At 64.4% G+C, this 20,714-nt stretch carries 21 protein-coding genes; 6 read left to right on the plus strand and 15 right to left on the minus strand.

All coding sequences use genetic code 11. The features are described from left to right. Positions 1–6 precede the first annotated feature (6 nt). Positions 7–789 (plus strand): flagellar biosynthetic protein FliR, encoded by a 783-nt coding sequence (gene fliR, locus HF916_RS48060; protein WP_168795526.1) that lies wholly within the window; start codon positions 7–9, stop codon positions 787–789. Positions 790–887: 98 nt separating this feature from the next. Here fliR and flgL read toward each other — a convergent pair whose 3' ends face one another. From flgL to flgB, 12 genes are all read right to left on the minus strand, one after another. After that, positions 888–2,111: a flagellar hook-associated protein FlgL gene (flgL, locus tag HF916_RS48065; protein ID WP_168795527.1), complete on the minus strand. Its 1,224-nt coding sequence runs from the start codon at positions 2,109–2,111 to the stop codon at positions 888–890. Positions 2,112–2,121: 10 nt separating this feature from the next. Then, positions 2,122–4,095 carry a flagellar hook-associated protein FlgK gene (gene flgK, locus HF916_RS48070; protein ID WP_168795528.1) on the minus strand — a complete coding sequence of 658 codons (1,974 nt, stop codon included), beginning with the start codon at positions 4,093–4,095 and terminating at the stop codon, positions 2,122–2,124. Positions 4,096–4,364: 269 nt separating this feature from the next. After that, positions 4,365–5,138, minus strand: coding sequence for a flagellar brake protein (locus HF916_RS48075; protein WP_168795529.1), 774 nt, complete (start codon positions 5,136–5,138; stop codon positions 4,365–4,367). A gap of 337 nt (positions 5,139–5,475) precedes the next feature. Continuing rightward, positions 5,476–6,483: a flagellar assembly peptidoglycan hydrolase FlgJ gene (gene flgJ, locus HF916_RS48080; protein WP_168795530.1), complete on the minus strand. Its 1,008-nt coding sequence runs from the start codon at positions 6,481–6,483 to the stop codon at positions 5,476–5,478. A gap of 12 nt (positions 6,484–6,495) precedes the next feature. After that, positions 6,496–7,692 (minus strand): flagellar basal body P-ring protein FlgI, encoded by a 1,197-nt coding sequence (locus tag HF916_RS48085; protein ID WP_168795531.1) that lies wholly within the window; start codon positions 7,690–7,692, stop codon positions 6,496–6,498. A 2-nt stretch (positions 7,693–7,694) separates the two neighbouring features. Next, positions 7,695–8,393, minus strand: a complete 699-nt coding sequence (gene flgH / locus HF916_RS48090; protein ID WP_168795532.1) for a flagellar basal body L-ring protein FlgH — start codon at positions 8,391–8,393, stop codon at positions 7,695–7,697. Positions 8,394–8,431: 38 nt separating this feature from the next. Next, positions 8,432–9,220, minus strand: a complete 789-nt coding sequence (gene flgG / locus HF916_RS48095; RefSeq protein WP_168795533.1) for a flagellar basal-body rod protein FlgG — start codon at positions 9,218–9,220, stop codon at positions 8,432–8,434. A 30-nt stretch (positions 9,221–9,250) separates the two neighbouring features. Then, complete coding sequence (gene flgF / locus HF916_RS48100) at positions 9,251–10,009, minus strand: flagellar basal-body rod protein FlgF (RefSeq protein ID WP_168795534.1); 759 nt, start codon at positions 10,007–10,009, stop codon at positions 9,251–9,253. A gap of 19 nt (positions 10,010–10,028) precedes the next feature. Next, complete coding sequence (locus HF916_RS48105) at positions 10,029–11,540, minus strand: flagellar hook protein FlgE (RefSeq protein WP_168795535.1); 1,512 nt, start codon at positions 11,538–11,540, stop codon at positions 10,029–10,031. A 43-nt stretch (positions 11,541–11,583) separates the two neighbouring features. Beyond that, positions 11,584–12,306, minus strand: a complete 723-nt coding sequence (flgD, locus tag HF916_RS48110; protein ID WP_168795536.1) for a flagellar hook assembly protein FlgD — start codon at positions 12,304–12,306, stop codon at positions 11,584–11,586. A gap of 10 nt (positions 12,307–12,316) precedes the next feature. Next, on the minus strand, positions 12,317–12,742 hold the full coding sequence (gene flgC, locus HF916_RS48115; RefSeq protein WP_012434707.1) for a flagellar basal body rod protein FlgC: 426 nt from the start codon (positions 12,740–12,742) through the stop codon (positions 12,317–12,319). 94 nt (positions 12,743–12,836) lie between these two features. Further along, entirely contained in the window at positions 12,837–13,331 is a 495-nt protein-coding gene (gene flgB / locus HF916_RS48120) for a flagellar basal body rod protein FlgB (protein ID WP_168795537.1), read from the minus strand. A gap of 217 nt (positions 13,332–13,548) precedes the next feature. Here flgB and flgA point away from each other — a divergent pair, with 217 nt between their 5' ends. The 5 genes from flgA (at position 13,549) to HF916_RS48145 (ending at position 17,066) form a co-directional block, all read left to right on the plus strand. Further along, positions 13,549–15,069: a flagellar basal body P-ring formation chaperone FlgA gene (gene flgA, locus HF916_RS48125; RefSeq protein WP_168795538.1), complete on the plus strand. Its 1,521-nt coding sequence runs from the start codon at positions 13,549–13,551 to the stop codon at positions 15,067–15,069. A 201-nt stretch (positions 15,070–15,270) separates the two neighbouring features. Then, positions 15,271–15,624 carry a flagellar biosynthesis anti-sigma factor FlgM gene (flgM, locus tag HF916_RS48130; protein ID WP_168795539.1) on the plus strand — a complete coding sequence of 118 codons (354 nt, stop codon included), beginning with the start codon at positions 15,271–15,273 and terminating at the stop codon, positions 15,622–15,624. A 94-nt stretch (positions 15,625–15,718) separates the two neighbouring features. After that, positions 15,719–16,165: a flagella synthesis protein FlgN gene (locus HF916_RS48135; RefSeq protein ID WP_168795540.1), complete on the plus strand. Its 447-nt coding sequence runs from the start codon at positions 15,719–15,721 to the stop codon at positions 16,163–16,165. A 311-nt stretch (positions 16,166–16,476) separates the two neighbouring features. Then, the gene (locus HF916_RS48140) at positions 16,477–16,659 is read left to right on the plus strand and encodes a type II toxin-antitoxin system HicA family toxin (protein WP_168795541.1); all 183 of its coding nucleotides are present in this window, start codon (positions 16,477–16,479) and stop codon (positions 16,657–16,659) included. Beyond that, positions 16,656–17,066: a type II toxin-antitoxin system HicB family antitoxin gene (locus HF916_RS48145; RefSeq protein ID WP_168795542.1), complete on the plus strand. Its 411-nt coding sequence runs from the start codon at positions 16,656–16,658 to the stop codon at positions 17,064–17,066. Before HF916_RS48140 ends, HF916_RS48145 begins: the two co-directional genes overlap by 4 nt. Before the next feature lie 59 nt (positions 17,067–17,125). Here the strand turns inward: HF916_RS48145 and HF916_RS48150 are convergent, their stop codons facing one another. From HF916_RS48150 to flhF, 3 genes are read right to left on the minus strand one after another with little or no spacing between them, the layout of a single operon-like run. Further along, positions 17,126–17,860, minus strand: a complete 735-nt coding sequence (locus tag HF916_RS48150; protein WP_012434714.1) for an RNA polymerase sigma factor FliA — start codon at positions 17,858–17,860, stop codon at positions 17,126–17,128. A gap of 28 nt (positions 17,861–17,888) precedes the next feature. Further along, complete coding sequence (locus HF916_RS48155) at positions 17,889–18,758, minus strand: AAA family ATPase (RefSeq protein WP_168795543.1); 870 nt, start codon at positions 18,756–18,758, stop codon at positions 17,889–17,891. Then, positions 18,751–20,703 (minus strand): flagellar biosynthesis protein FlhF, encoded by a 1,953-nt coding sequence (gene flhF, locus HF916_RS48160; protein ID WP_168795544.1) that lies wholly within the window; start codon positions 20,701–20,703, stop codon positions 18,751–18,753. Before flhF ends, HF916_RS48155 begins: the two co-directional genes overlap by 8 nt. Positions 20,704–20,714: the final 11 nt, after the last annotated feature.

Raw genomic sequence — 20,714 nt, forward strand, 5'->3', positions numbered from 1 at the left:
CCCACGATGTTTTCCGTCACCTACGCGCAACTGAACGCCTGGCTTACCGCGTTCCTGTGGCCGTTCGTGCGCATCCTCGCGCTGGTCGCCACCGCGCCGGTGCTCGGCAACCGCTCGCTGCCGATCCGCGTGAAGGTCGGCCTTGCGGCCTTCATTACGATCATCGTCGCGCCCACGCTCGGCGCGCTGCCGCAAGTCACGGTGTTTTCCGCTGAAGGCGTGTGGATCATCGTCAACCAGTTCCTGATCGGCATCGCGCTCGGCGTGACCATGCAGATCGTGTTTCAGGCGATCAGCGCGACGGGCGACTTCATCGGTCTCGGCATGGGGCTCGGCTTTGCGACCTTCTTCGACGCGCAGGCGGCCAGTTCGAGTCAGGTGCTGTCGAGCTACATGAACACCATCGCCATGCTGGTGTTTCTGGTGATCGACGGCCATTTGCAGATGATCAGCGCGCTGCTCGCCACGTTCCAGTCGGTGCCGGTGTCGGCGAACATTCTCGGCGCGCCCGGCTGGCGCACGCTGGCGAACTTCGGCGGTACGGTGTTTTCCGCGGGCCTGCTGTTGTCGCTGCCGGTGGTCGCCGCGCTCCTCATCACCAATCTCTCGCTCGGCATTCTGAATCGCGCCGCGCCGCAGATCGGCGTGTTCCAGATCGGCTTCCCGCTGACCATGCTGATCGGCATGCTGCTTCTGCAACTGATGGTCCCGAACATGATTCCGTTCTTCATGCGGCTGTTCGACGTCGGCCTCGATCAGATGGGGCGCGTGGCGGCTGGGTTTAAGTAGCACGCTTCTCTCACCGCGCGGCGCAATGAAAAAGAAGAAGGGCGGAACCGGCTCACACCGGTTTCCGCCCTTCTTCTTTTTTCAGACTGCTCGTGCTATCAGCTCAGGTACTGAAACAGCGAGATGTTCTGAATCTTCGCGAAAGCCTGCTGCGCCGCTTGCAATGCGGCCTGCGTCATCGTGTACTTGCCGATCGTCTTGACCATGTCGGTTTGCGTCAGATCCGCGAGGTTGCTCGACGTCTGCAGCGTGTTGGTCTGCGTGACCGTCTGCAATGCCTGCACTTCCTGCTCGCGACCGCCAACGGCCGCTTGCGCCGTCACGACGTTGTTCATCGTGTTTTCGAGCTGAGTCATGCTGGTGGTCAGCGCGCTCTGAAAGCTCGCCGTCGACGCTCCGCCCGACACCGGCGTTTGCAAAGTGGTGATCAACTGGCTCAAGTTGGCGAACACGTCCATGCTGCCTTGCGTGGCCGGCGTCACCGTGAAGCTGTCGCCCGCGTTCGGCGCGCCGGTAATCGACACCGACTGGCCGCCGAGCGTGATCGCCGAACCGGCCGTGAACGCCTGCGGCGCGCTCGTGGTCACCGCGCCGGTAGCCGGATCGGTCTGGCTCACGGTATAGGTGGTCGCCGACGAGAAGTTGATCGAAAACTTATCGGCGTTGGTCGGATCGGTCGGGTTGTTCAGGCTCACCTGGCTGATCACGCCTGTGCCGGTGTTGCCGGTCGTCGCGGCCGGCACGGCGCTGGTGCCGATCGGGGCAACGCTGCCGAAGATCGCAATGCCGTTGTCGCCGGTTTGCACCACGTGCGAGTCGGTGACCTGCACGCCGGGCGTGCCGGTGTCGCCGGAATACGTTACGACGCCGGCCGAATTCGTGGTGTACGGCTGCGCGCTGCTTTGATAACCGGCGAACAGGTAGTTGCCTTGCGGGTCGGTCGAATTGGCGAGCGTCATCAGCTGGCTGCGCAAGCTTTGCAGTTGCGTCGCGATCGAACCGCGGTCGCCGTTGTTCAGCGAACCGTCGCCGGCCCGCAGCACCAGCGTATGAATGGTTTGCAGCACGGTATTGACGCTGCCGAGCGTGGTGTCTTCCTGCTGCAGCGAAGCCAGCGCGGTGCCCTGATTGGTCGTGTATTGCGACAGAGTCGTCGCCGTCGAGCTCAACTGCACGGCCTGCGCCGCGCCGAGCGGATTGTCCGACGGCGTGGAAAGGCTCACGCCGCTCGAAATCTCGGCATACAACTGCGACAACTGAGCTTGCTGATCGCTCATCGTCGCGACGTTCATGTTGAAGTACTGCGTGCTGGAGATGCGCATTGTCAACGCCTCACTGGAAGATGCCGAGTATCGTCTGGAACAGGGTCTGCGCGGTCTGGATGACCTTGCTGTTCGCCTGATACAGCTGCTGATACTGAAGCAGGTTGGCTGCTTCTTCGTTGATGTTCACGCCCGAAACCGACTGCTGCGCGGTGGTGATCTGCGTCACCAGCGAGCTTTGCGCGGTGCTCGACGTCTGAATCTGGTTGGTCTGATTGCCGATATTGTTGACGTAGTTCGCATACGCGCCTGTCAGCGTGACCGTGCCGCCCGACAGCGATTTGGCGGTGGACAGATTCGATAGCGCCAGCGCGTTGCGGCCGTCGTTGTTCGCGCCGGTGTTCGGGCCGATGGTGAACTTGTCGCCGGCAGCCGGTGCGCCGCTAATCGTCACCGACACGTTGTTCATCTGGCCGGCGGTCGCGTTGTTGATCGTCAGTGAGGCGCCGGTGGCCGACGAATACGGCACCACGGTCGTCGCGCTGGCGATCGAATACGTGGTGGCGGGCGAACCGGCCACCGTCACCGTCGAACCGACCGGGAAGCCGGACAGGCCCGTGCCGTCGTACGACAGCGTGGTGGTCGAATTCGGCATGGTGTAGCCGGCCGTCACCGTGCCCTGCGTGATCGTGCCGGTGCCGGTGTTGCTCGACGCGGCGGCGCCCAGCACGGGCGCGGCGGCGGCGATCGCCGATGCGTCGGTGGTGGCGGTCGCGAAGCTGTTCAGCGCGCCGCGGGTCGGCTCGACCGTGAACGAGTCGCCGGCGTTCATCGTGCCGGTGGTCGAGAAATTCAGGCCGTTGATCGGCTGGCTCAGATTGGTCGCCGAACCCACCACGCTGCCGGTCGAATTGTCGGTCAGCGTGTAGGTGGTGCCGTTGTAGGCCAGCGTGTAGTCGCCGGTGGTCGGTTGCGTGGGATCCGCGAACGACACGTTCAGCGACGCGTTACCCGTGTTCTGCGTGTTCGCATAGACCGTCGGGCCGCCCACCGAGAACAGCGCGCCACCCTTGGCGCCGGCGAGCGTGATGCCCTGCCCGTTTTGCGCGTTGACCTGCGCGGAGAAGCTCACGGCGATCGCACCGAGTTGCGCCTCGCCCGGATCGAGCGTCTGGCTGCGGAACGCGAGCAGGCCGCCGAGCGTACCGCCGTCGATCTTGCTGTCGGGCAGATTCTGCGGCGCGGCGGCCGGGTTCGCACCCGCCTGGCCGAGATACTGAACGGACAATTCGCTGGTGTCGCCGGTGGAAGGCGCCGTGCCCAGGTTATAGCTGTTGGTGGAAGACACCAGCGGCTGGCCGTTGCTCATGAAGACGCTGTAGCTGCCGTTGCTGTTCACCACGTTCACGCCGATCAGTTGCGACAGATTCGACACGGCGAGATCGCGCTGATCCATCAACTGGTTCGGCGGTTGACCTTGCGTGCTGGCCTGGGAGATCTGCCCGTTCAACTGCGCGATCTGCTGCGTATAGCTGTTGATCTGCGAAACGGTGTTGGTGAGTTGCGTATTGACGCTCTGGCGCAGCGCATCGTATTGCTGACCCGCGGCGTTGATCTGGTTCACCAGCGTCTGCGCGCCGCTCATCGCGGTTTGACGCGTGGCCAGGCTCGACGCGCTATTCGAGACGTTCTGCAAGCCGGTGAAATAGCTGGTGATCGCGCTCGCAATCCCGGCGGTCGGGCTGCCGATCAGATTGTTCAGCTGCGAAATCAGCGTGTTGTACGTCGACAGCGAGCTGCCCGACGACTGCGCATTGTTCAGCTCAGTGGTCAGATACTGGCTGTACTGGCGCGTCACAGTCGTGGTTGAGACGCCTTGCGGCAGATAACCCGAGCCCGTGTACTGGCCGCCGCTTTCCGCATACACCGGTGTTTCGATCGTGTAGCCAGGCGTCGACGCGTTGCTGATGTTCTGGCCGGTCGTCGTGAGTCCCCACTGGGCTGCGTTCAGTCCACTGAGGCCGAGATTGATGAGATTGGACATGCGTCATCCTGAAGGGCGACACCGTACACATGCCGCCGCGTTACTTGAACATCTTGTTTAACGGCCTCAACAAGAAAAAATTGAGGTCATTCCGATGCGTGTTCGACGTTTGTTTCAACGTTTGCGAGGCTTGCCTGCCGGGCTTGTCACTCATCGCGCAGGAACGCGCGCCGGTGCGGAACACAGGTGACAAGGAAGTGACGATGAACCGGCAAGCGAACACGATGCGCGAGCAACCCCGCTCACGCACCGAGGATCCAACAGTTCAATCAGCGAACCAGCGAACGGCGCTTCATCTCGAGCTGCGTGATCAGACGTTGCAGCGTGTTTTCCGCGCTGCCCGGCAGCGTCAGAAAACGGAAGCCGAGTTGGAAACGCTGCGTGCCGTTCGGCAACGCGGTAGAGCGATGCGACACGAGCTGCAGATCGAGCGAGAGTCGGCCGAGCGCGCCGAGCACCAGCTCGCAATCGAGCAGGCGCGTGCCCATCGGCAATTCGGCCACGCGTTCGTCCGTGGTGCGCATGCCGACGCCGCCGAGCGACAGGTCGTGCACCTCGAAACGGAACGTGTCGCCTGCCGGCAAACGGCCGGAGCATACGTACGGATCGAGAATCGGTGCATCGACGCGGAAGTACTCGCGGCGCTGCACGTAGAACAGCACCTCGGGGAAGTCGGCCTCGAATGCGGGCAGTCCTTCGAAACGGGTCTCGCGCGGCGTGCCGGTGGCGAATTCGACGCGCACGCCGTCCGGCTGCGCGTGGAACTGGCAGCGTGGTGCGCCCAGCAAGCCTTTGTTCTGATCGGACAAGGCGCCCCAATCGAACGTGAAGGTTCGGCCGCGCACGTCGACGTCGAGAAGACGCGTAACGAGCTGTCCGCCTGCGTATTGAGCGGTGAGGAAATCGCCGCGATTGACGAGATTGCGCAACTGAACGCCGATCTCCAGCGGATTGCGACGGCCAAAATCGTTGCCGCCTTCGTCTGTCGCAGCGTGCAGCTGGCCGTGTGTGTCGGTCTGGCCGTTCGACTGGGTAGTATCCATGGGCTTGCCGGTATGCTTGTTCTTGCGGGCGCGTGCCAGAGCTCCTGCCGGGGCTTTCGCGCGGTCTTCATCGAAGCCGCAGCACGCGCATCCCAACCAGACATTACAACGCTTTCCGGTATTGGGTCTAACTGATTAGCGGCAGCATCCGGCCAAAATTTAGGGGCCTGCCATGAATTATTTGCCGCAAACGTTAAAACGCGTCGTCTCTTTCGCGGGTGGACCGGCCGCCCGTGGGCGGCCGGCCTCGTCCGTCCTGTTATGCACCTGGCCCCGTCGCGTGCATGGTTTTGATTCGGTTAAATGATCAGCTGATTCGAACGGCGGTCACGGCAGGTCAGCCCATCTTCTGCATGATGGACATCAGTTTTTTCGCGTAATGCGGATCGGTCGCGTAACCGGCGCGCTGCATGCCATTGGCAAAACCGTTCACGTCGTGCGCCGAATTGATCACCTGCGCGTAACGCGGATTGCCCTTGAGCAGGCTCGCGTAGTCGGTCATCGCTTCCTGATACGAGTCGTACGCGCGGAATTTTTCTACCGTGCGCTGCGGCTTGCCGTTCACATATTCGGTCGTGACCGTCGACACGGTCTTGCCGGTCCAGTCCTTGGTCGCCTTGATGCCGAACACGTTGTGGCTGCTCGAGCCGTCCGACTTCTTGATCTCGCTCTTGCCCCAGCCCGATTCGAGCGCCGCCTGGCCGATGATGAAGCGCGCCGGAATGCCCGTCGCCGCGCTGGCGGCCTGCGCCGGTTCGGCAAGCTTGTCGACGAAAGCATCGACCTTCGGCGAGCTGCCGTCGCCCTTCAGCGGCGGAGTCAGCGCGCTGTTGGCCGAGTAGCCTTTGCCCATCGCCAGTTGGCCGTTGGCTTGCGCATTGCCGTACGCTTTGGCGAGCGCGTTCAGCGCCGCGGTCTGGCCTTCGTCGCCACCGCTGCCGCCGCTGCCGCCGCCCAACGCGTTGGCCATGCCCGCGAGACCGCCTGCGCCGCCCGCACCGCCGCCTACCTGCATGCCCTGATTGCGCATCAGTTGCTTGAGCATGGCGTCAGCCACGCCAATGCCCTTTTGCGACATCTGTTGCGACAACTGCTGATCCATCATCGACGTGAAGGTGGCGCTGTCGTGAGAATCGAACGGACCGTCTTGCGGCGTCGCGTCGCGCATGCTCTTCAACATCATCTGCGTGAAGACTGCGTCGAACTGTTGCGCGGCCATCTTCATGCCGGCTTGCGGCGACGCCTTGGCCTGTGCGCTCAACTTCGCGAAACCCTGCACGTCGAGCGCGAAACGCTGGGTCAGGTCGTTCGCCGAAGCGGCGGAATTGGTCGTATCCGAATTCATCCTGTGTCTTCCTTAGATGATTTCCAGGTCGGCGCGCAAAGCGCCCGCCGCTTTCATCGCCTGCAGGATCGACATCAGATCCGCGGGCGTCGCACCCAATGCGTTGAGCGCCTTCACCACGTCGGCGAGATTGGCGCCGGCGGTCACCAGCTTCAGTGCACCGTTGTCCTGCTTCATCTGAATCTGCGACTGCTTGGCCACCACGGTCTGGCCGTTCGAGAACGCGCCCGGCTGGCTCACCACCGGCTGCGTATTGATCACGACCGAGAGGTTGCCGTGCGCCACCGCGCAGTTCTGCAGCGTGACCATCTGATTCATCACGATCGAGCCGGTGCGCGCGTTCAGGATCACCTTCGCGGCGGCTTGGGCCGGCTTGACGTCGAGGTTCTGCAATTGCGCCATGAACGCGACCTGCTGCTCCGGATCGCTCGGTGCGCGCAGTTGAATCGTGCGGCCGTCGAGCGCGGTGGCCGTACCGCCGCCGAATGCGTTGTTCACCGCGGCCACCACGCGCTGCGTGGTGTCGTAGTCCATTTCGTTGAGGTCGATCTGCATCGTGCCCGCTTGCGACACCGAGGTCGGCACCGCACGTTCGACGATCGCGCCGCCGGAAATGCGGCCCGCGGCCAGCGTGTTCACCTGCACCTTGCTGCCGTTGGCGCTCGCGCCGGCGCCGCCGACCGCGAGATTGCCCTGGCCGAGCGCATACACCTGGCCGTCGGCGCCCTTCAGCGGCGTGAGCAGCAGCGTGCCGCCGCGCAGGCTCTTGGCATTGCCGAGCGACGACACGGTCACGTCGATCGCTTCGCCCGGACGCGCGAACGGCGGCAGCACCGCCGTCACCATCACCGCGGCGACGTTCTTCAGCTGGATGTTCGACAGCGACGACTGCGAATTGCTCGAACCCGCCGCCTGGTTGTTGATCGAGATGCCGAGGTTCGCCAGCATGTTGGCGAGCGTCTGCGTGGTGAACGGCGTTTGCGTGGTCTGGTCGCCCGTCCCGTCGAGGCCGACGACGAGGCCGTAGCCGATCAGCGGATTGTCGCGCACGCCCTGGATCTGCACGAGGTCCTTCAGACGTTCGGCATGGGCAGGCGTGGCCGCCGGCAGCGCCGCGCAGGCGAGCGCGACGAAGGCCAGCACACGGCCGAAAGCGGCGAATCGCGCGAGGCGGGTGCGGATGCGTGTACGGAAGGGGACGGTACGCATGATCACCACGGCGACACGTTGAGGAAGAAGCGCTGCAGGAAGCCCATGTTCTCGGATTCGTCGATGTAGCCCTTCGCGGAATATTCGATCTTCGCGTCGGCCACCTGGGTCGAGTACACGGCGTTCAGGTTGGAGATCGTGTTGGGATTCACCACACCGGAAAAGCGCACGAATTCATTGCCCTGGTTGATCAGCATCTGCTTCTCGCCGCTGACCATCAGGTTGCCGTTCGGCAGCACGCCCGTCACCGTCACGGTGATCACGCCGCTGAACGTGTTCGACGCATTCGCGCCACCCGTCGCGGCGAACTTGTTGGCGCCGTTCGCACTCAGGTTGATCTTGCCGAACAGGCCGGGGAAAAAGCCTGCGGTCGGCACGTCGAAGTTCGTGTTGCCGCTGCGATTGACGCCCGCTCCCGAAGACTTGGTCGCATTGACGTTTTCCTGGATCACGATCGTCAGGATGTCGCCGACATTGCGCGGCCGCTGGTCTTCGAACAGCGGACGGCCCGCGTAACCAGGATTGAAGATCGAGCCCGGCGACTGCACCGACGGCGGCATCGGCGGCAGCGCCGTCATCGGTTGCTGCGTGATCGGCTGCTTCGGCACGAGGCCGCAGCCACCCAGGGCCGCGAGCAGCGTGAGCTGCACGAGCGCCTGAGCGGTGCGCGAATGAACCGGATTACGAGTGAAGTGCGACATCTTGATTGACCACCTGTTTGTTGCCAGTCCCTTACGCCTTAAACCTGCATCTGGCTCAGGGTCTGCAGCATCTGGTCGGAGGTCGTCACGGCCTTGCTGTTGATTTCGTAAGCGCGTTGCGTCTGGATCATGTTCACCAGTTCCTGCACCACGTTCACGTTCGATGCTTCCACGTAGCCCTGATTCAGCGTGCCCGCGCCGTTCAGGCCCGGCTGCGCGACGTTCGGCGCGCCCGACGAAGCGGTTTCCGAGAACAGGTTTTCACCTTTCGCATCCAGACCGGCCGGGTTGATGAAAGTCGCGATCTGCATCGAGCCGAGCTGCTGGCTGTTGGTCGAGCCCGCCACCGTGATCGACACCACGCCATCGCTGCCGATGGTGAGCGAGGTCGCGTTGTTCGGGATCGTGATCGCCGGGATCACCTGGTAGCCGCTCGACGTCACGAGCTGGCCTTGCGCGTTGGTCTGGAACGAACCGTCACGGGTATAGGCGGTCGTGCCGTCGGGCATCTGCACCTGGAAAAAGCCCTGGCCGTTGATGGCGACGTCTTTCGAATTGCCGGTCTGCTGCAGGTTGCCCTGCGTGTACAGACGCTCGGTGGCGACCTGCTGCACGCCCGTGCCGAGCTGGATGCCGGACGGCAGTTCGGTGTTCTGCGTCGAGTTCGCGCCCGGCTGGCGGACGGTCTGATACAGCAGATCCTCGAACACCGCGCGCGAGCCCTTGAAGCCGTTGGTGCTGACGTTCGCGAGGTTGTTCGAGATCACGTCCATCTGCGCCTGCTGCGCATTCATGCCGGTCGCGGCGATGTAGAGTGAGCGATTCATGTTTCTTCCTTTGGGCGCGCGAGCGACCCGTTAGCTAAAGCTCAGCAGCTGGTTGGCCGACTGGTCGTTCTTGTCGGCGCTTTCCAGCAGCTTCGTCTGCATCTGGAACTGGCGCGCGTTGGTGATCATCGAGACCATCGCGCTGACCGGATTCACGTTGCTGCCTTCGAGCGAGGCCGGCGCGATCGTGACGGCCGGATCGGCGTCGGCGGCATTGCCGTCGGCGGTGCGAAAGAGACCGTCATCGCCGCGCGTCATGGTTTGCGGATCCGGATTCACCAGCTTCAGCTGATCGACCGTCACCACGGCCGTCGGCGGATCGCCCGGCGTCAGCGCGGACACCGTGCCGTCCTTGCCGATGGTGATTTCCGCGCCCGGCGGCACCGACACCGGGCCGCCGTTGCCGAGCACCACCTGATTGGTGGCGTTCACCAGTTGGCCGTTTTCATCGACATGCAGATTGCCGGCGCGCGTGTAGGCTTCGCCGCCGTCGGCGGTTTGCACCGCCAGCCAGCCCGGCCCCTGAATCGCCACGTCGAGCGGGTTGCCCGTCTGCTGGATCGGCCCGGGCGTATAGTCCGCGCCCGGCGTCGACGACAGCACGAAGGTGCGCGTGGTGTTGTCGTTGATCGAACTGCCGTCGCCGAACGACATCGGCACGGCGCGAAAAGTCGCCAGTTGCGCGCGAAAACCGGTGGTCGATGCGTTGGCCAGGTTATTCGCGACGATTGCCTGCTGTTCGAGCGCCTGCGTACTGCCCGACATCGCGGTGTAGATCAGCCGATCCATGATGGGTGGTCCCGGTCGCTTACAGGTTGATCAGCGTCTGGTCGACGGTCTGCTGCGTCTTGATCGTCTGCGCGTTCGCTTGATAGTTGCGTTGCGCGGTGATCAGGTTCACCAGTTCGCTCGTCAGATCGACGTTCGAGTTTTCCACCGCGCCGCCTTGCAGCACGCCGTGGTTGGTCGAGCCCGGCGCTGAAATCTGCGCGACGCCCGATTGCGAGGTCTGCTGGAACTCGTTGTTGCCGAGGTTCACCAGACCGTTCTGGTTCGAGAAGTTCGCCAGCACGATCTGGCCGAGGGCCGCGGTTTGCTGGTTCGAATAGTTACCGGTCAGCGTGCCGTCGGCGCCGATCGTGAAGCTCGTCAGCGTGCCGGCTGCGTAGCCGTCGGGTTGCAGCGAGTTCACACCGTCCTTGCCACCGTATTGCGTCGTGCCGGCAATGTTCAGCGTCAGATTCTGCGGTGTCGACGAACCGTCGGTGGTCGGGATCGAGAAGTTGTAGGCGAACGGCGTGGCGGTGGCGACACCGGCTGCGTCCGTCGTGCCGAGCAACGTGCCCGACGAGTTGAAGTTCGCGTGGCCGACCAGTTGCGCCGTGCCCGTCGACGTGCCGGCGTACACGTTCCACGTACCGGCCGAGGTCTTGGCGAAGTACATGTTGACCGTCTGCGAGCCGCCTAGCGAGTCATAGACCGTCGTGCTGGTCGAGTAGTTGTACGTCGTCGAGCTGTTCTGGTTGAACGCCACCGGCGTCGGCGCGATCGCGACCTTGTCGCCGGTCGCCGGCACGCCATTGAGCGTGATGGTCTGGCCGTTGCCGAGCGAGACCGCCGTGCCGGCCGTGTACGTCGCGGCGGCAGTCGTCGTGCCGAGCGTGGTGTCGGTAACGGTGTAGGTCGTGGGGCTCGTGAAGTTGACGGTATAGCTGTCGTTGTTCGTGCCCGAAGCGGTGTTCGTGATGGTCGCGCCGGGCGTCGTCAGCGTGCTGCCGGCGACGAGCGTCGGCGTCACGGCCGGCGTGCCGAGCATCAGCGGATCCTGCGCGTTCAGGTTCAGGCCGGCGGTGATCTTGGTGGTCGCTTGCGGCGCGATGTTCGCGGTCGGCACCGAGAGCGGCACGGTCTGCGCGGTGTTGATGATGCCCGAGCTGTTGGCGGCGTAGCCCATCAGTTGCAGGCCTTGCGCATTGGTGATGTTGCCGTTCTTGTCGAGCTGGAACACGCCGTTGCGCGAGTACACCAGCGAGCCGTTGTTCGACAGCTGGAAGAAGCCGTTGCCGTTGATCGCGACGTCGAGCGCCTGGTTGGTGCTGGTGATCGTGCCTTGCGAGAACTGCTGCTGCACGTCGGCGAGCTTGGTGCCGATGCCGATCTGGTTGCCCACCGCGGTCGCCACGGAATTGGCGTACATGTCGGCGAACTGCGCGGCGCCGCTCTTGAAGCCAACCGTATTCGCGTTGGCAATGTTGTTGCCGATCACGTCGAGGTCGCTCGACGATGCTGACAAACCGCTCAAACCTTGTTGGTAACCCATGACGGTCTCCGTATCTGGAAAGTCGTAACTGACAGAATCTGAATCAGAGGATCGCGGCGACGCTGGTCAAACCGACCGTCGAGCCGTTCGAGAGCACGAGGCCCGGCGTACCGTTGGTCTGCATGACGACGCTTTGCACCGTGGCGCCCGTGAGCGTGGTGGCCGTGGCCTGTTGACCGTTGATCGAGCCGACCGCGCTGATCGTGTAGTTGCCATCCGGCAGCGCATTGCCGGCCGTGTCGGTCGGCGTCCAGCCCACCGGAATCGTGCCGGCCGACTGCTTGCCGAGGTCGATCGTGTTGACGATCTGACCTGCCGAGTTCTTCACGACCACCTGCAGATCGCCCACCGAGTTGGCGAGCTGCACGCCGAACGCGCCGGCCTTGCCGCTCGCGACCGCCACCGAGCTGCCCGGGGCGAGCACGGTCGAGCCGATCAGCAGCGCGGCTTGCGACTGCTGGCCCGCCGACATCTGCGTGGCGAGCGAGCTGAGCGTCGTGTTCAACTGGCTGATGCCCGAGACCGTGTTGATCTGCGCCAGCTGCGAGGTCATCTGCGAGCTGTCCATCGGATTGGTCGGGTCCTGGTTCTTCAACTGCGCGACGAGCAGTTGCAGGAAGGTGTTCTGCAGATCGGTTGCCGAGGTGCCGGACGTGCTGCCTGTCGAACTCGTGGAACTCGAGGCACTGTTCGTGCCGTTCATCGTATCGAGCAGCGTTTGCGACACATTCGTGCCGCTGCCGCCGATGGTGGTGTTGGTGGTCAAGGAGCTCTCCTCAGGTTCCGATCGTGAGCGTTTTCAGCATCAGTGTCTTGGCGGTGTTCAGGGTCTCGACGTTGGCCTGGTACGAGCGCGAGGCCGAGATCATGTTGACCATCTCCTGCACCGGATCGACGTTCGGCAACGTGACGTAGCCGTCCGAATTCGCCGCCGGATTGCCGGGGTCGTAGGCGGTCTTCATCGGGGTCGGGTCGTCGACCACGCCGGTGACCTGCACGCCGCCGACCTGCTGGCCCGAAGCCGTGCGCGCGCCGCCGAGCGGGCTGACCGCGAACACGACCTGCTTGGCCTTGTACGGCTGGCCGTCCGGGCCGGTCGTGCTGTCCGCGTTGGCGAGATTCGACGCCGTCACGTTGAGCCGCTGCGACTGCGCCGACATCGCGGAGCCTGCAACACCAAAAATGTTCATCAGGGATGGCATGTTTCCTGACCTCTCCTAACCGGTTTGATCCGGCTCAAGTGTTAATCCCGTAGCGATTGTTCTTGCGTACTGCTGAGTCTGTCGGCGTGGCTTCTTACGAGCCCGACTGGATCGCCGACATCATCGTTTTGATCTGGCCGGACAGCACCGTCATGCCCGATTCGAAATGCAGCGTGTTGTCCGCGAACTGCACCCGCTCGGTATCGATGTCAACCGTATTGCCGTCGAGCGCGGGTTGCGTCGGCACGCGATATTGCAGATTGCCGTAGTCATCGGACGGGCCGCCGGTCGGCGTCAGCGTCGATTTGCCGGCCATGTGGCCCGGCGCGGTCGACACCATCGACATGCCGCTCGTCACCCCCGCGGGCCGCGTCATCGCCAGCGTCGCGTTGTTCGACGCCGCAGTGCCGGTGGCACCGCCGCTCTTCTTCAGCGCGCCGGCGAGCGACGAGGCGAAGTCGACGTCGCGCGCCTTATACCCAGGGGTATCGGCGTTGGCGATATTCGACGACAACAGCTCCTGCCGGTAGGCGCGCACATCGAGCGCTTGACGGCCAAAGGCGAATTCGGCATCGAGTTTGTCCAGCATAAGAATCTCCGGAGAACGTTCCCGAGGCTTCCCATGCATGCCTCGCGTGAGGACTGCACCAGGCGGGAAGACCTTTTTGCATGAGGTGCATCTTATGGGCCGAACGCAAGCGGCAATCGGACGAATAACCGGGAAAGGGGGCTTCTATTCAACGTTTGCGCAAAGGGGGCGCTCACTAGAATGCAAGGCGTACCGATGCATTCGATGGAGAAACACGATGGACCAGCCCACTTTCGATCCGACGCACCGCGCGAATTGCGCGGCGGCGCATCGCGTGGGTGCGGGCGCTGGCGTCGCACGGCGTGTTGCGCGCGCGGCCTCACGTCTACTGACTCGCCTCGTCGTGAGCCTGGCGGTGTGGGTTGCCGGCGGTATCGTGCTGCTGCCGGCCAGCACGCAGGCCCAGGAAGCCGGCGGCCCGATCGTGATTCCCGGTCCGGGAGAAAAGAATCCGGCCGCGCTCGCCGATCTGGCCGAGCATATGCAAGCCGCGCCTGCGAAACGCGCCGGCTCCGCCGCCACGCTGGCCGCGGCCACCGCGCAATCGCTCACGCCGAATCCCACGGCTCGCGACGCCGATTCATTCACGCGCGCCGCCAATGCAAGCGGCTCGATCGTCATTCCGGGCGCGAGCGAACCGCCGACCGCGCCGCAAATGATCCGCACCAATTTCAGGCCCGACGCCAACGGCGTCGTGACGATTCCCGCGCCGGGCAGCGCCAATGCCAACGCCATGGACGGCGTCGTACGGGCCAATGTCGTGCCGGGTTCGCGTCAGGTGGTTCCGGTCGTGGTGACGCCCGCGCCGCAGGTCAATGGCGCTCGGCAAGCCGCAGGCGCTCAGCCGGTGGCCGCCAATGTGCCGCTCAACGCAGCCGCTGGGGCATCCACGGTGGCAGGTTTCGACAGTTTGGCGTCGCGCGGTGAGCCGCCGCAGTTGGGCGCGAGCGGCAAGCCGGTCGTGACCCGTGCCGCTGTCGCACCAGTTGCAACGGCTGCGCCTACGCCCGCGCCGGCCACCATCGCCCGCACGCCGACCATGCGGCAAGTCGCCCCGGCCGTCGCGCAACAGAATCTGCGCCCCGCGACACTCGCGCCAGCCGCACCGCTACCCGGCCAGCAGGATTCGGAAGCGATCCGCAGCGCCGCGCTTGCGTTCCTGCAGCAGCAGTCCGCCGGCTTGCCCGGCAAGGTCGATATCACCGTGGCGCCGGCGTTTCCGCGCGGTCTCGCAGACTGCACGATGCTCGAACCGTTCATGCCGAGCGGCGCGCGCCTGTGGGGCCGCATGACCGTCGGCGTGCGCTGCGCGGGCGAGCGTCCGTGGACCATTTATCTGCAGGCGCGCATCTCGCTGCATGCCACCTACTATCTGGCCGCCCGTGCGATGGCGCCGGGCGAAGTGCTCACCGCCGCCGACCTCGTCGCGCGTGACGGCGACCTGACCGGCTTGCCGCAAGCCATCGTCACGGACCCGTCGCAGGCGGTCGGCTCGGTCACGCTTACGCGGGTCGCCGGCGGCATGCCGCTGCGCCGCGACATGCTGAAAAGCGCGTCGGCGGTATCGATCGGACAGACGGTGCGGGTCGTGGCGGCCGGCGACGGTTTCGCGATTTCGGCGGAAGGCAGCGCGATGAACAACGCGTCACCGGGCCAGCAGGTGCGGGTCAAGACGGCCAACGGCCAGATCATTTCCGGCATCGTGAAAGATGGCTCGACCGTGGAGATTCAGCTGTGAACCGCTACGGCGCGCACGCCATGACGGATTCCTGCGCTACGCCCGTTCTGGCGGCCGCGAGCGGCGCGACGGGCAGCACCAAAATCAGGCCAGCCAACGGGCCGGGTAGACATGTAAGGAAAGGTAACGCCTTGATCGATTGCGCTAAAGTTTTGATCAGTGGTAGCCGTTATAAGGATCAAATCGTTCAGGAAGCCAATCGTGAAAGTCGATTCCACAACCAATTCGAATCTGCCGACGTTGAAAGACGCCCTGTCCCGTTCGCAACAAAGCGACGCGACGACCGCGAACAGCAACGCGCAGAGTGCGGGCACGGCCTCGCAGACCACCACCAGCGGTTCGGGCGACGCCAGCGTCAGCCTGTCGGGTCTGTCGCAGCATCTGCGCAGCCTCGCGGCGTCGGGCTCGGCCGACATCGACACGGCGCACGTCGAGTCGATCAAGCAGGCCATCAAGGACGGCTCGCTGAAGATCGATTCCGGCAAGATCGCCGACGGCGTGCTGAACACCGCACGCGAACTGTTGCAAAGCAAAACCTCGTCGACCGGCAACTAATCGACGCATCGAAGTACGGTGAAGTGCCGGGCGGCGTTCGACAAACCCGGCTCGCGGATCATGCGCGAGCCGTCGTGTTCAGCGAGTTGTTGAGATGAAAGACGCCCTGCTTGCCACCCTCATCGAAGAATATTCGGCCGTCGAGGCATTTGCCTCGATTCTGACGCTCGAGACCAAGGCGCTGACTGCCTTGTCGCCGCTGGAATTGCTGCCGCCGATCGTCGAGAAGAAAACCGAACTGATCGGCGCGCTCGCCAAGCTCGAAGCCACGCGTGACGGGCTGCTCGCCGAAATGGGCTTTCCGGCCGGCTGGCCCGGCATGGAGCTCGCGGCCAGCACCGACGCGCGCGTCGCCGAGCAGTGGTTGCTGCTGCAGAAAGCCGCCGAACGTGCGCGACGCTGCAATACCAGCAACGGTGAACTCATCCGCGTGCGGATGGACTACAACCAGCGGGCGCTGACGGCGCTGCAGGTGGCCGTGCCCCAGAAGGTCGGTTTTTATGGTCCGGATGGCCGGATTCCGGCGCGTCCCGCCGTGTAAAGTTTGTCGCTGGACCCGCATGGCCTGACGCGCGGGTCTGGTTGAAACAGATGTATTGAAAAGGGCTCGTCTTTTGACGAGCCCTTTTTGCTTTTCAGGCATCCCGTTTCGGGCGCGCCGCACTCCTTCTCGCACACGTTAGCCATCCGGCCAGGTGGCGCGGAATCGCCAGCCGCGTTGAAATCATGGTTTCCCCCTTACTGAGTTGCTCCGCCGTCCCGAGCTTTTTCAAGGCTATCCGGACGTGCATCAGCGGAGTGCTAACCAATAGCGAGGTTGTGTAATCGTGTGTATGATTCGAGGACTGCAGCATGAAAAGCGTCGAGGTCGTGAAACTCATTCAAGCGGCGGGTTGGCGGCTGGTCCGCATAACGGGCAGCCACCATCACTATCGTCACGCGGCAAGAGCCGGTCTCGTGACCATCCCGCATCCGAAGAAAGATCTTCCTCCCGGCACATTGAACAGCATCCTGAAACAGGCGGGCCTGAAATGAAAAACCTGACTTTCCCGATCGCCATTGAACCGGGCGACGCGGATCACGCGTTCGGCGTAATCGTGCCCGACATTCCGGGCTGTTATGCCGCGGGCGATACGCTGGAAGAAGCCTACGCCAATGCGAAGGAGGCTATCGAGGCGCATCTGGACGTGCTGCTCGACGAGGGCTTGCCGATCCCCGGGCGACTCACGCTGGAAGAGCACCGGCGTAATCCCGACTATGCGGATTTCACGTGGGGACTTGTCGCCACCCGGAATATTCCCGCCTTGAAGAAGGCGGTACGTATCAATATCTCGCTGCCCGAAGCGCTGGTCCAGGAGATCGACACTTACGCCCAGGCGCGTGGCATGTCGCGCTCGGCCTTTCTGGCGCTCGCCGCGGAACATGAAATGGCCGAGGTATGAGGAAAGCGGATGCGCGACGCCCCGCTCACCGCTGATTCACACCATCGAATACTCGTACTTCAGGTCGCCTCGGCGTTCGCCCAGGCCATCTCGCGCAAGCGCGTACGCAAACGGGCCACGGCCTGGCTGTGCAACTGGCAGACTCGCGATTCGCTGACTTCCATCACCGCGCCGATTTCGCGCAGGTTCATGCCGCGTTCGTAGTACAGCGACATCAGCAGCTTCTCGCGGTCCGGCAGGCGGTCGATCGCCTCCACCAGCGCCGAGCGCAGGCTGTCGTCGAGCAGCGCCGACAGCGGGTCCGAGTGATCGACGCAGTAGCGGTCGAGGAACGGCTCGTCGTCCGCCGAACGGTCGAAGTCTTCGTAATAGATCAGCTGGCTGCCGTGCAGATCCTGCAGCATCGACTGATACTCGTCGAGCGGCATTTGCAGGTGCTCGGCAATCTCCGTTTCGCTCGCCGAGCGGCCCAGATTCTGCTCCACTTTGTGCACCGCCGTTTCCACTTCACGCGAGGTGCGCCGCAAGCTGCGCGGCAACCAGTCGTTGCTGCGCAACTCGTCGAGCATCGCACCGCGAATCCGCTGGCTGGCGTAAGTCTCGAACTGCGCGCCCTGGTCTTCCTTGTAACGGCCTGCCGCGTCCAGCAGTCCGATCATGCCGGCCTGGATCAGATCGTCGAGATCGACGCTCGCCGGCATCTTGGCGACGAGCTGCAAGCCGAGGCGACGCACGAGCGGTGCGTACTTCGTCAAAACTTCGGCTTGGGAAATCTTTCCCTGAGCGTTATACATCGTGCTCCCCTTGTCCTTGTGCCGCCACTCAGGCGTGCTGCGCAGACGGTTGGTCGGCGTGTTGCGCCGCTGTAACTGTCGCAGGCGCCATCCACGGCGTTTGCGACGACATCGCTGGCCGCATCGGCCAGTACTGCAATTCGGCGGCGAGATGCCGGAAGTCGCGCGCAGCCGGTGTCGATGGAAACGCATCGACGACACAACGCGACAACTCCAGGGCTCGCGCCATCCGCGCATCGGCGGCAATACAACCGGCGTCTTCCAGCGCCACCGTCAGGTAGCGCCCGGCCACGCCGGCCAGGTTTGCAAACGCGGTATGCGCGTCGTTCACGCTCTGCACGTGATTCACCAGCACGCGGAACTGCGCGATGGCGTGCGCGTAGTGCAGGCGCTTCATGCATGCGTACGCGTCGGTGATCGCGTGCGCGGCCATGCGCGTGACGATCATCACGTCGTGCGCCTGCCTGGCGAGCGCCGAGAGATGGCCTTGCGCATCGAGTTCCGCGTCGATCAGCACGACGTCGGCGGAACCGCGCAACACCACGCCGAACTCCGCGGCCGTATGGCCTTCCCGGTTCGGACGCGAGGCAGCCAGCACCGAGAAGCCGAGCGCGTGCCGAGCAGCGGCGTCGTCGAGCGTCATCTCGCCGCGCATCACGGCGGCGAAATTGCCCGCGCCGCGCACGCCGCCGAGCATCGTGCTCACCGACTTCACGCCGAGGCATTCGTCGATCACCAGCACGTCCTTACCCTGCTGCGCCAGCGCGGCGGCGAGGTTCACCACCGTCGTCGTCGAGCCGACGCCGGCCGAGCCGCTCGTCACCGCAATCACACGCGAGCCGCTGCGAGCCAACATCCGCCGCAGTCCTTCTGCCTGATCGGAGATGAGCTTATCCAAAGCGGACCTCGTGCAATTCGGCCGTGGAACGTGCGGACAATGCGGACAGCAACGCCGGAATGTCGTCGTCGTGTGGCACGAATGGCGAGTTGTCGCGCGGTATGCAGAAGGCGCTCTTGATCAGGAATTTCTTCGTCGCGACGTACAGGTTCTCCGGCACCTTCTGCCCGGTCGACACGTAGTGCACCGGCAGCTTGTAGCGGATCACCGTATCGAGCACGCCGCCCAGATTGGTGGCTTCGTCGAGCTTGGTCAGAATGCAGCCGGCGAGCGGCTGTTGATCCGGCGCGCGCTGATAGGCCTGCACGACTTCGTTGAGCGTGTCGCCATGGCTGGTCGCGTTGAGCAGCAACAGGCGCTGCACCGGCTGACCGGCGTGGCACAGCATCGCGATCTGGTCGGAGACGAGGCGGTCGCGCTGGCTCATGCCGATCGTGTCGATCAGCACGATGTGCTTGTTGCGCAGTTCGGAGAGCGCGAGTTGCAGGTCGGCGCCGTCTTTCACCGCGTGCACCGATACGCCGAGAATCTTGCCGAAGATGCGCAGTTGTTCGTGGCCGCCGATCCGGTAGCTGTCGGTGGTGAGCAAGGCGACCTTGCTGGCGCCGAAGCGCATCACGCAGCGCGCGGCGAGCTTGGCGGTGGTCGTCGTCTTGCCGACGCCCGTCGGGCCCATCAGCGCGAACACGCCGCCGCGCTCCATCAGCGCGTCTTCGTCTTCCATCACCGGCAGGTTCGAATCGAGCACCGAGCGGACCCAGTCCATGCCGCCTTCCGTGTTCTCGACGTCGTCCGGCAGGTTGTCGACCATCATCTGCACGAGCTGCGCGGAGAAACCAGCGGCGAACAGATGCTTGGTGAGCGCGCCGCGCGCTGGGTTGCGACGCTGGCGCTCGCCCCACAGCAGACCGGCGAAGTGTTCTTCCATCATGCCGCGCATCGACGACAGCTCGCTCATCACGGTGTCGTTGACGACCTGCTCCATGCGCGCCTTGATCGCTTCGGCGACCGAAGCGGGCGTGCGGGCGTCGTCGTTCGACGACGGCGGCGGTGCGTTTTTCTGCGCGGCGCGGCGTGCGGCGGCTTGCGCGCCTTCGCGGGCCCAGTCGGGCGTGTCGACGGCTTGCGGCGCGGCGGCCTTGCCCGGTTCGACGGCGGCGCCAAGGCCCTTGGCCATCGCAGCAGCCGGCGTCATCGCGGCGGGACGCGCGCTGTATGCGCCTTCCGTCTGCTGTTCGGCGGCGATGCGGCGAGCGTGGTCGATCAACCAGGGATTCGATTCGGCCATCGTACGCGGCGTCTGCGCGTCGGCGCCCGGCGCGGCGGACGCAGCCGGCACGCCGGCCGCTTTCAGCAGATCGGCGCGGATGTCTTCGGTGAGACGCGAGGCCGCAGCACGGGCGCTCGGTTGCTCGAGGCTGTTCGGTTTCGACGGCGACGCCGCGGCTGCCTTGATCGGTGCCGCTGCCTTGACCGGCGCGGCGGGCAGCGCTTTGGGCGCGCTCGCGGCCGGCTTCATGGCGGCGGCCGGTGCGTCGCTCGCGTCATCGTCGGTGTGGTCGGTGTGGTCGGAGTTGGAAGCGTGGTTGCCAGCGTTGTTGCCCAGATTCTCCGCGCCGGCTTCCGGGCTTGCGCCGAACACCGACGAGAACACATCGGGCATGCCGCTCGCATACGGATTCGCCTGCATCGGCGCTGCAGCCGGCATGGCGCGCGGTGCGGCCAGCGCGGGCCGTCCAGCCATCGCATTCATCGATCCAGCCTGCGGTGCGCGCGGGACTTTCGGCGAGATGGCGGCGAGGTCGCTGTCGGCCAGCGCGACGATCTCGACGCTGCCGTCGTCCATCGTGCGATTGGACAGTACGACGGCATCCGAGCCCAGCGCTTCGCGCACGAGACGCAGCGCATCACGACTGGTAGCACCGACAAATTTACGAATGTTCAAGCTGGACCCCC

It is taken from the genome of Paraburkholderia aromaticivorans (assembly GCF_012689525.1).
Classification (GTDB): Bacteria; Pseudomonadota; Gammaproteobacteria; order Burkholderiales; family Burkholderiaceae; genus Paraburkholderia; species Paraburkholderia aromaticivorans_A.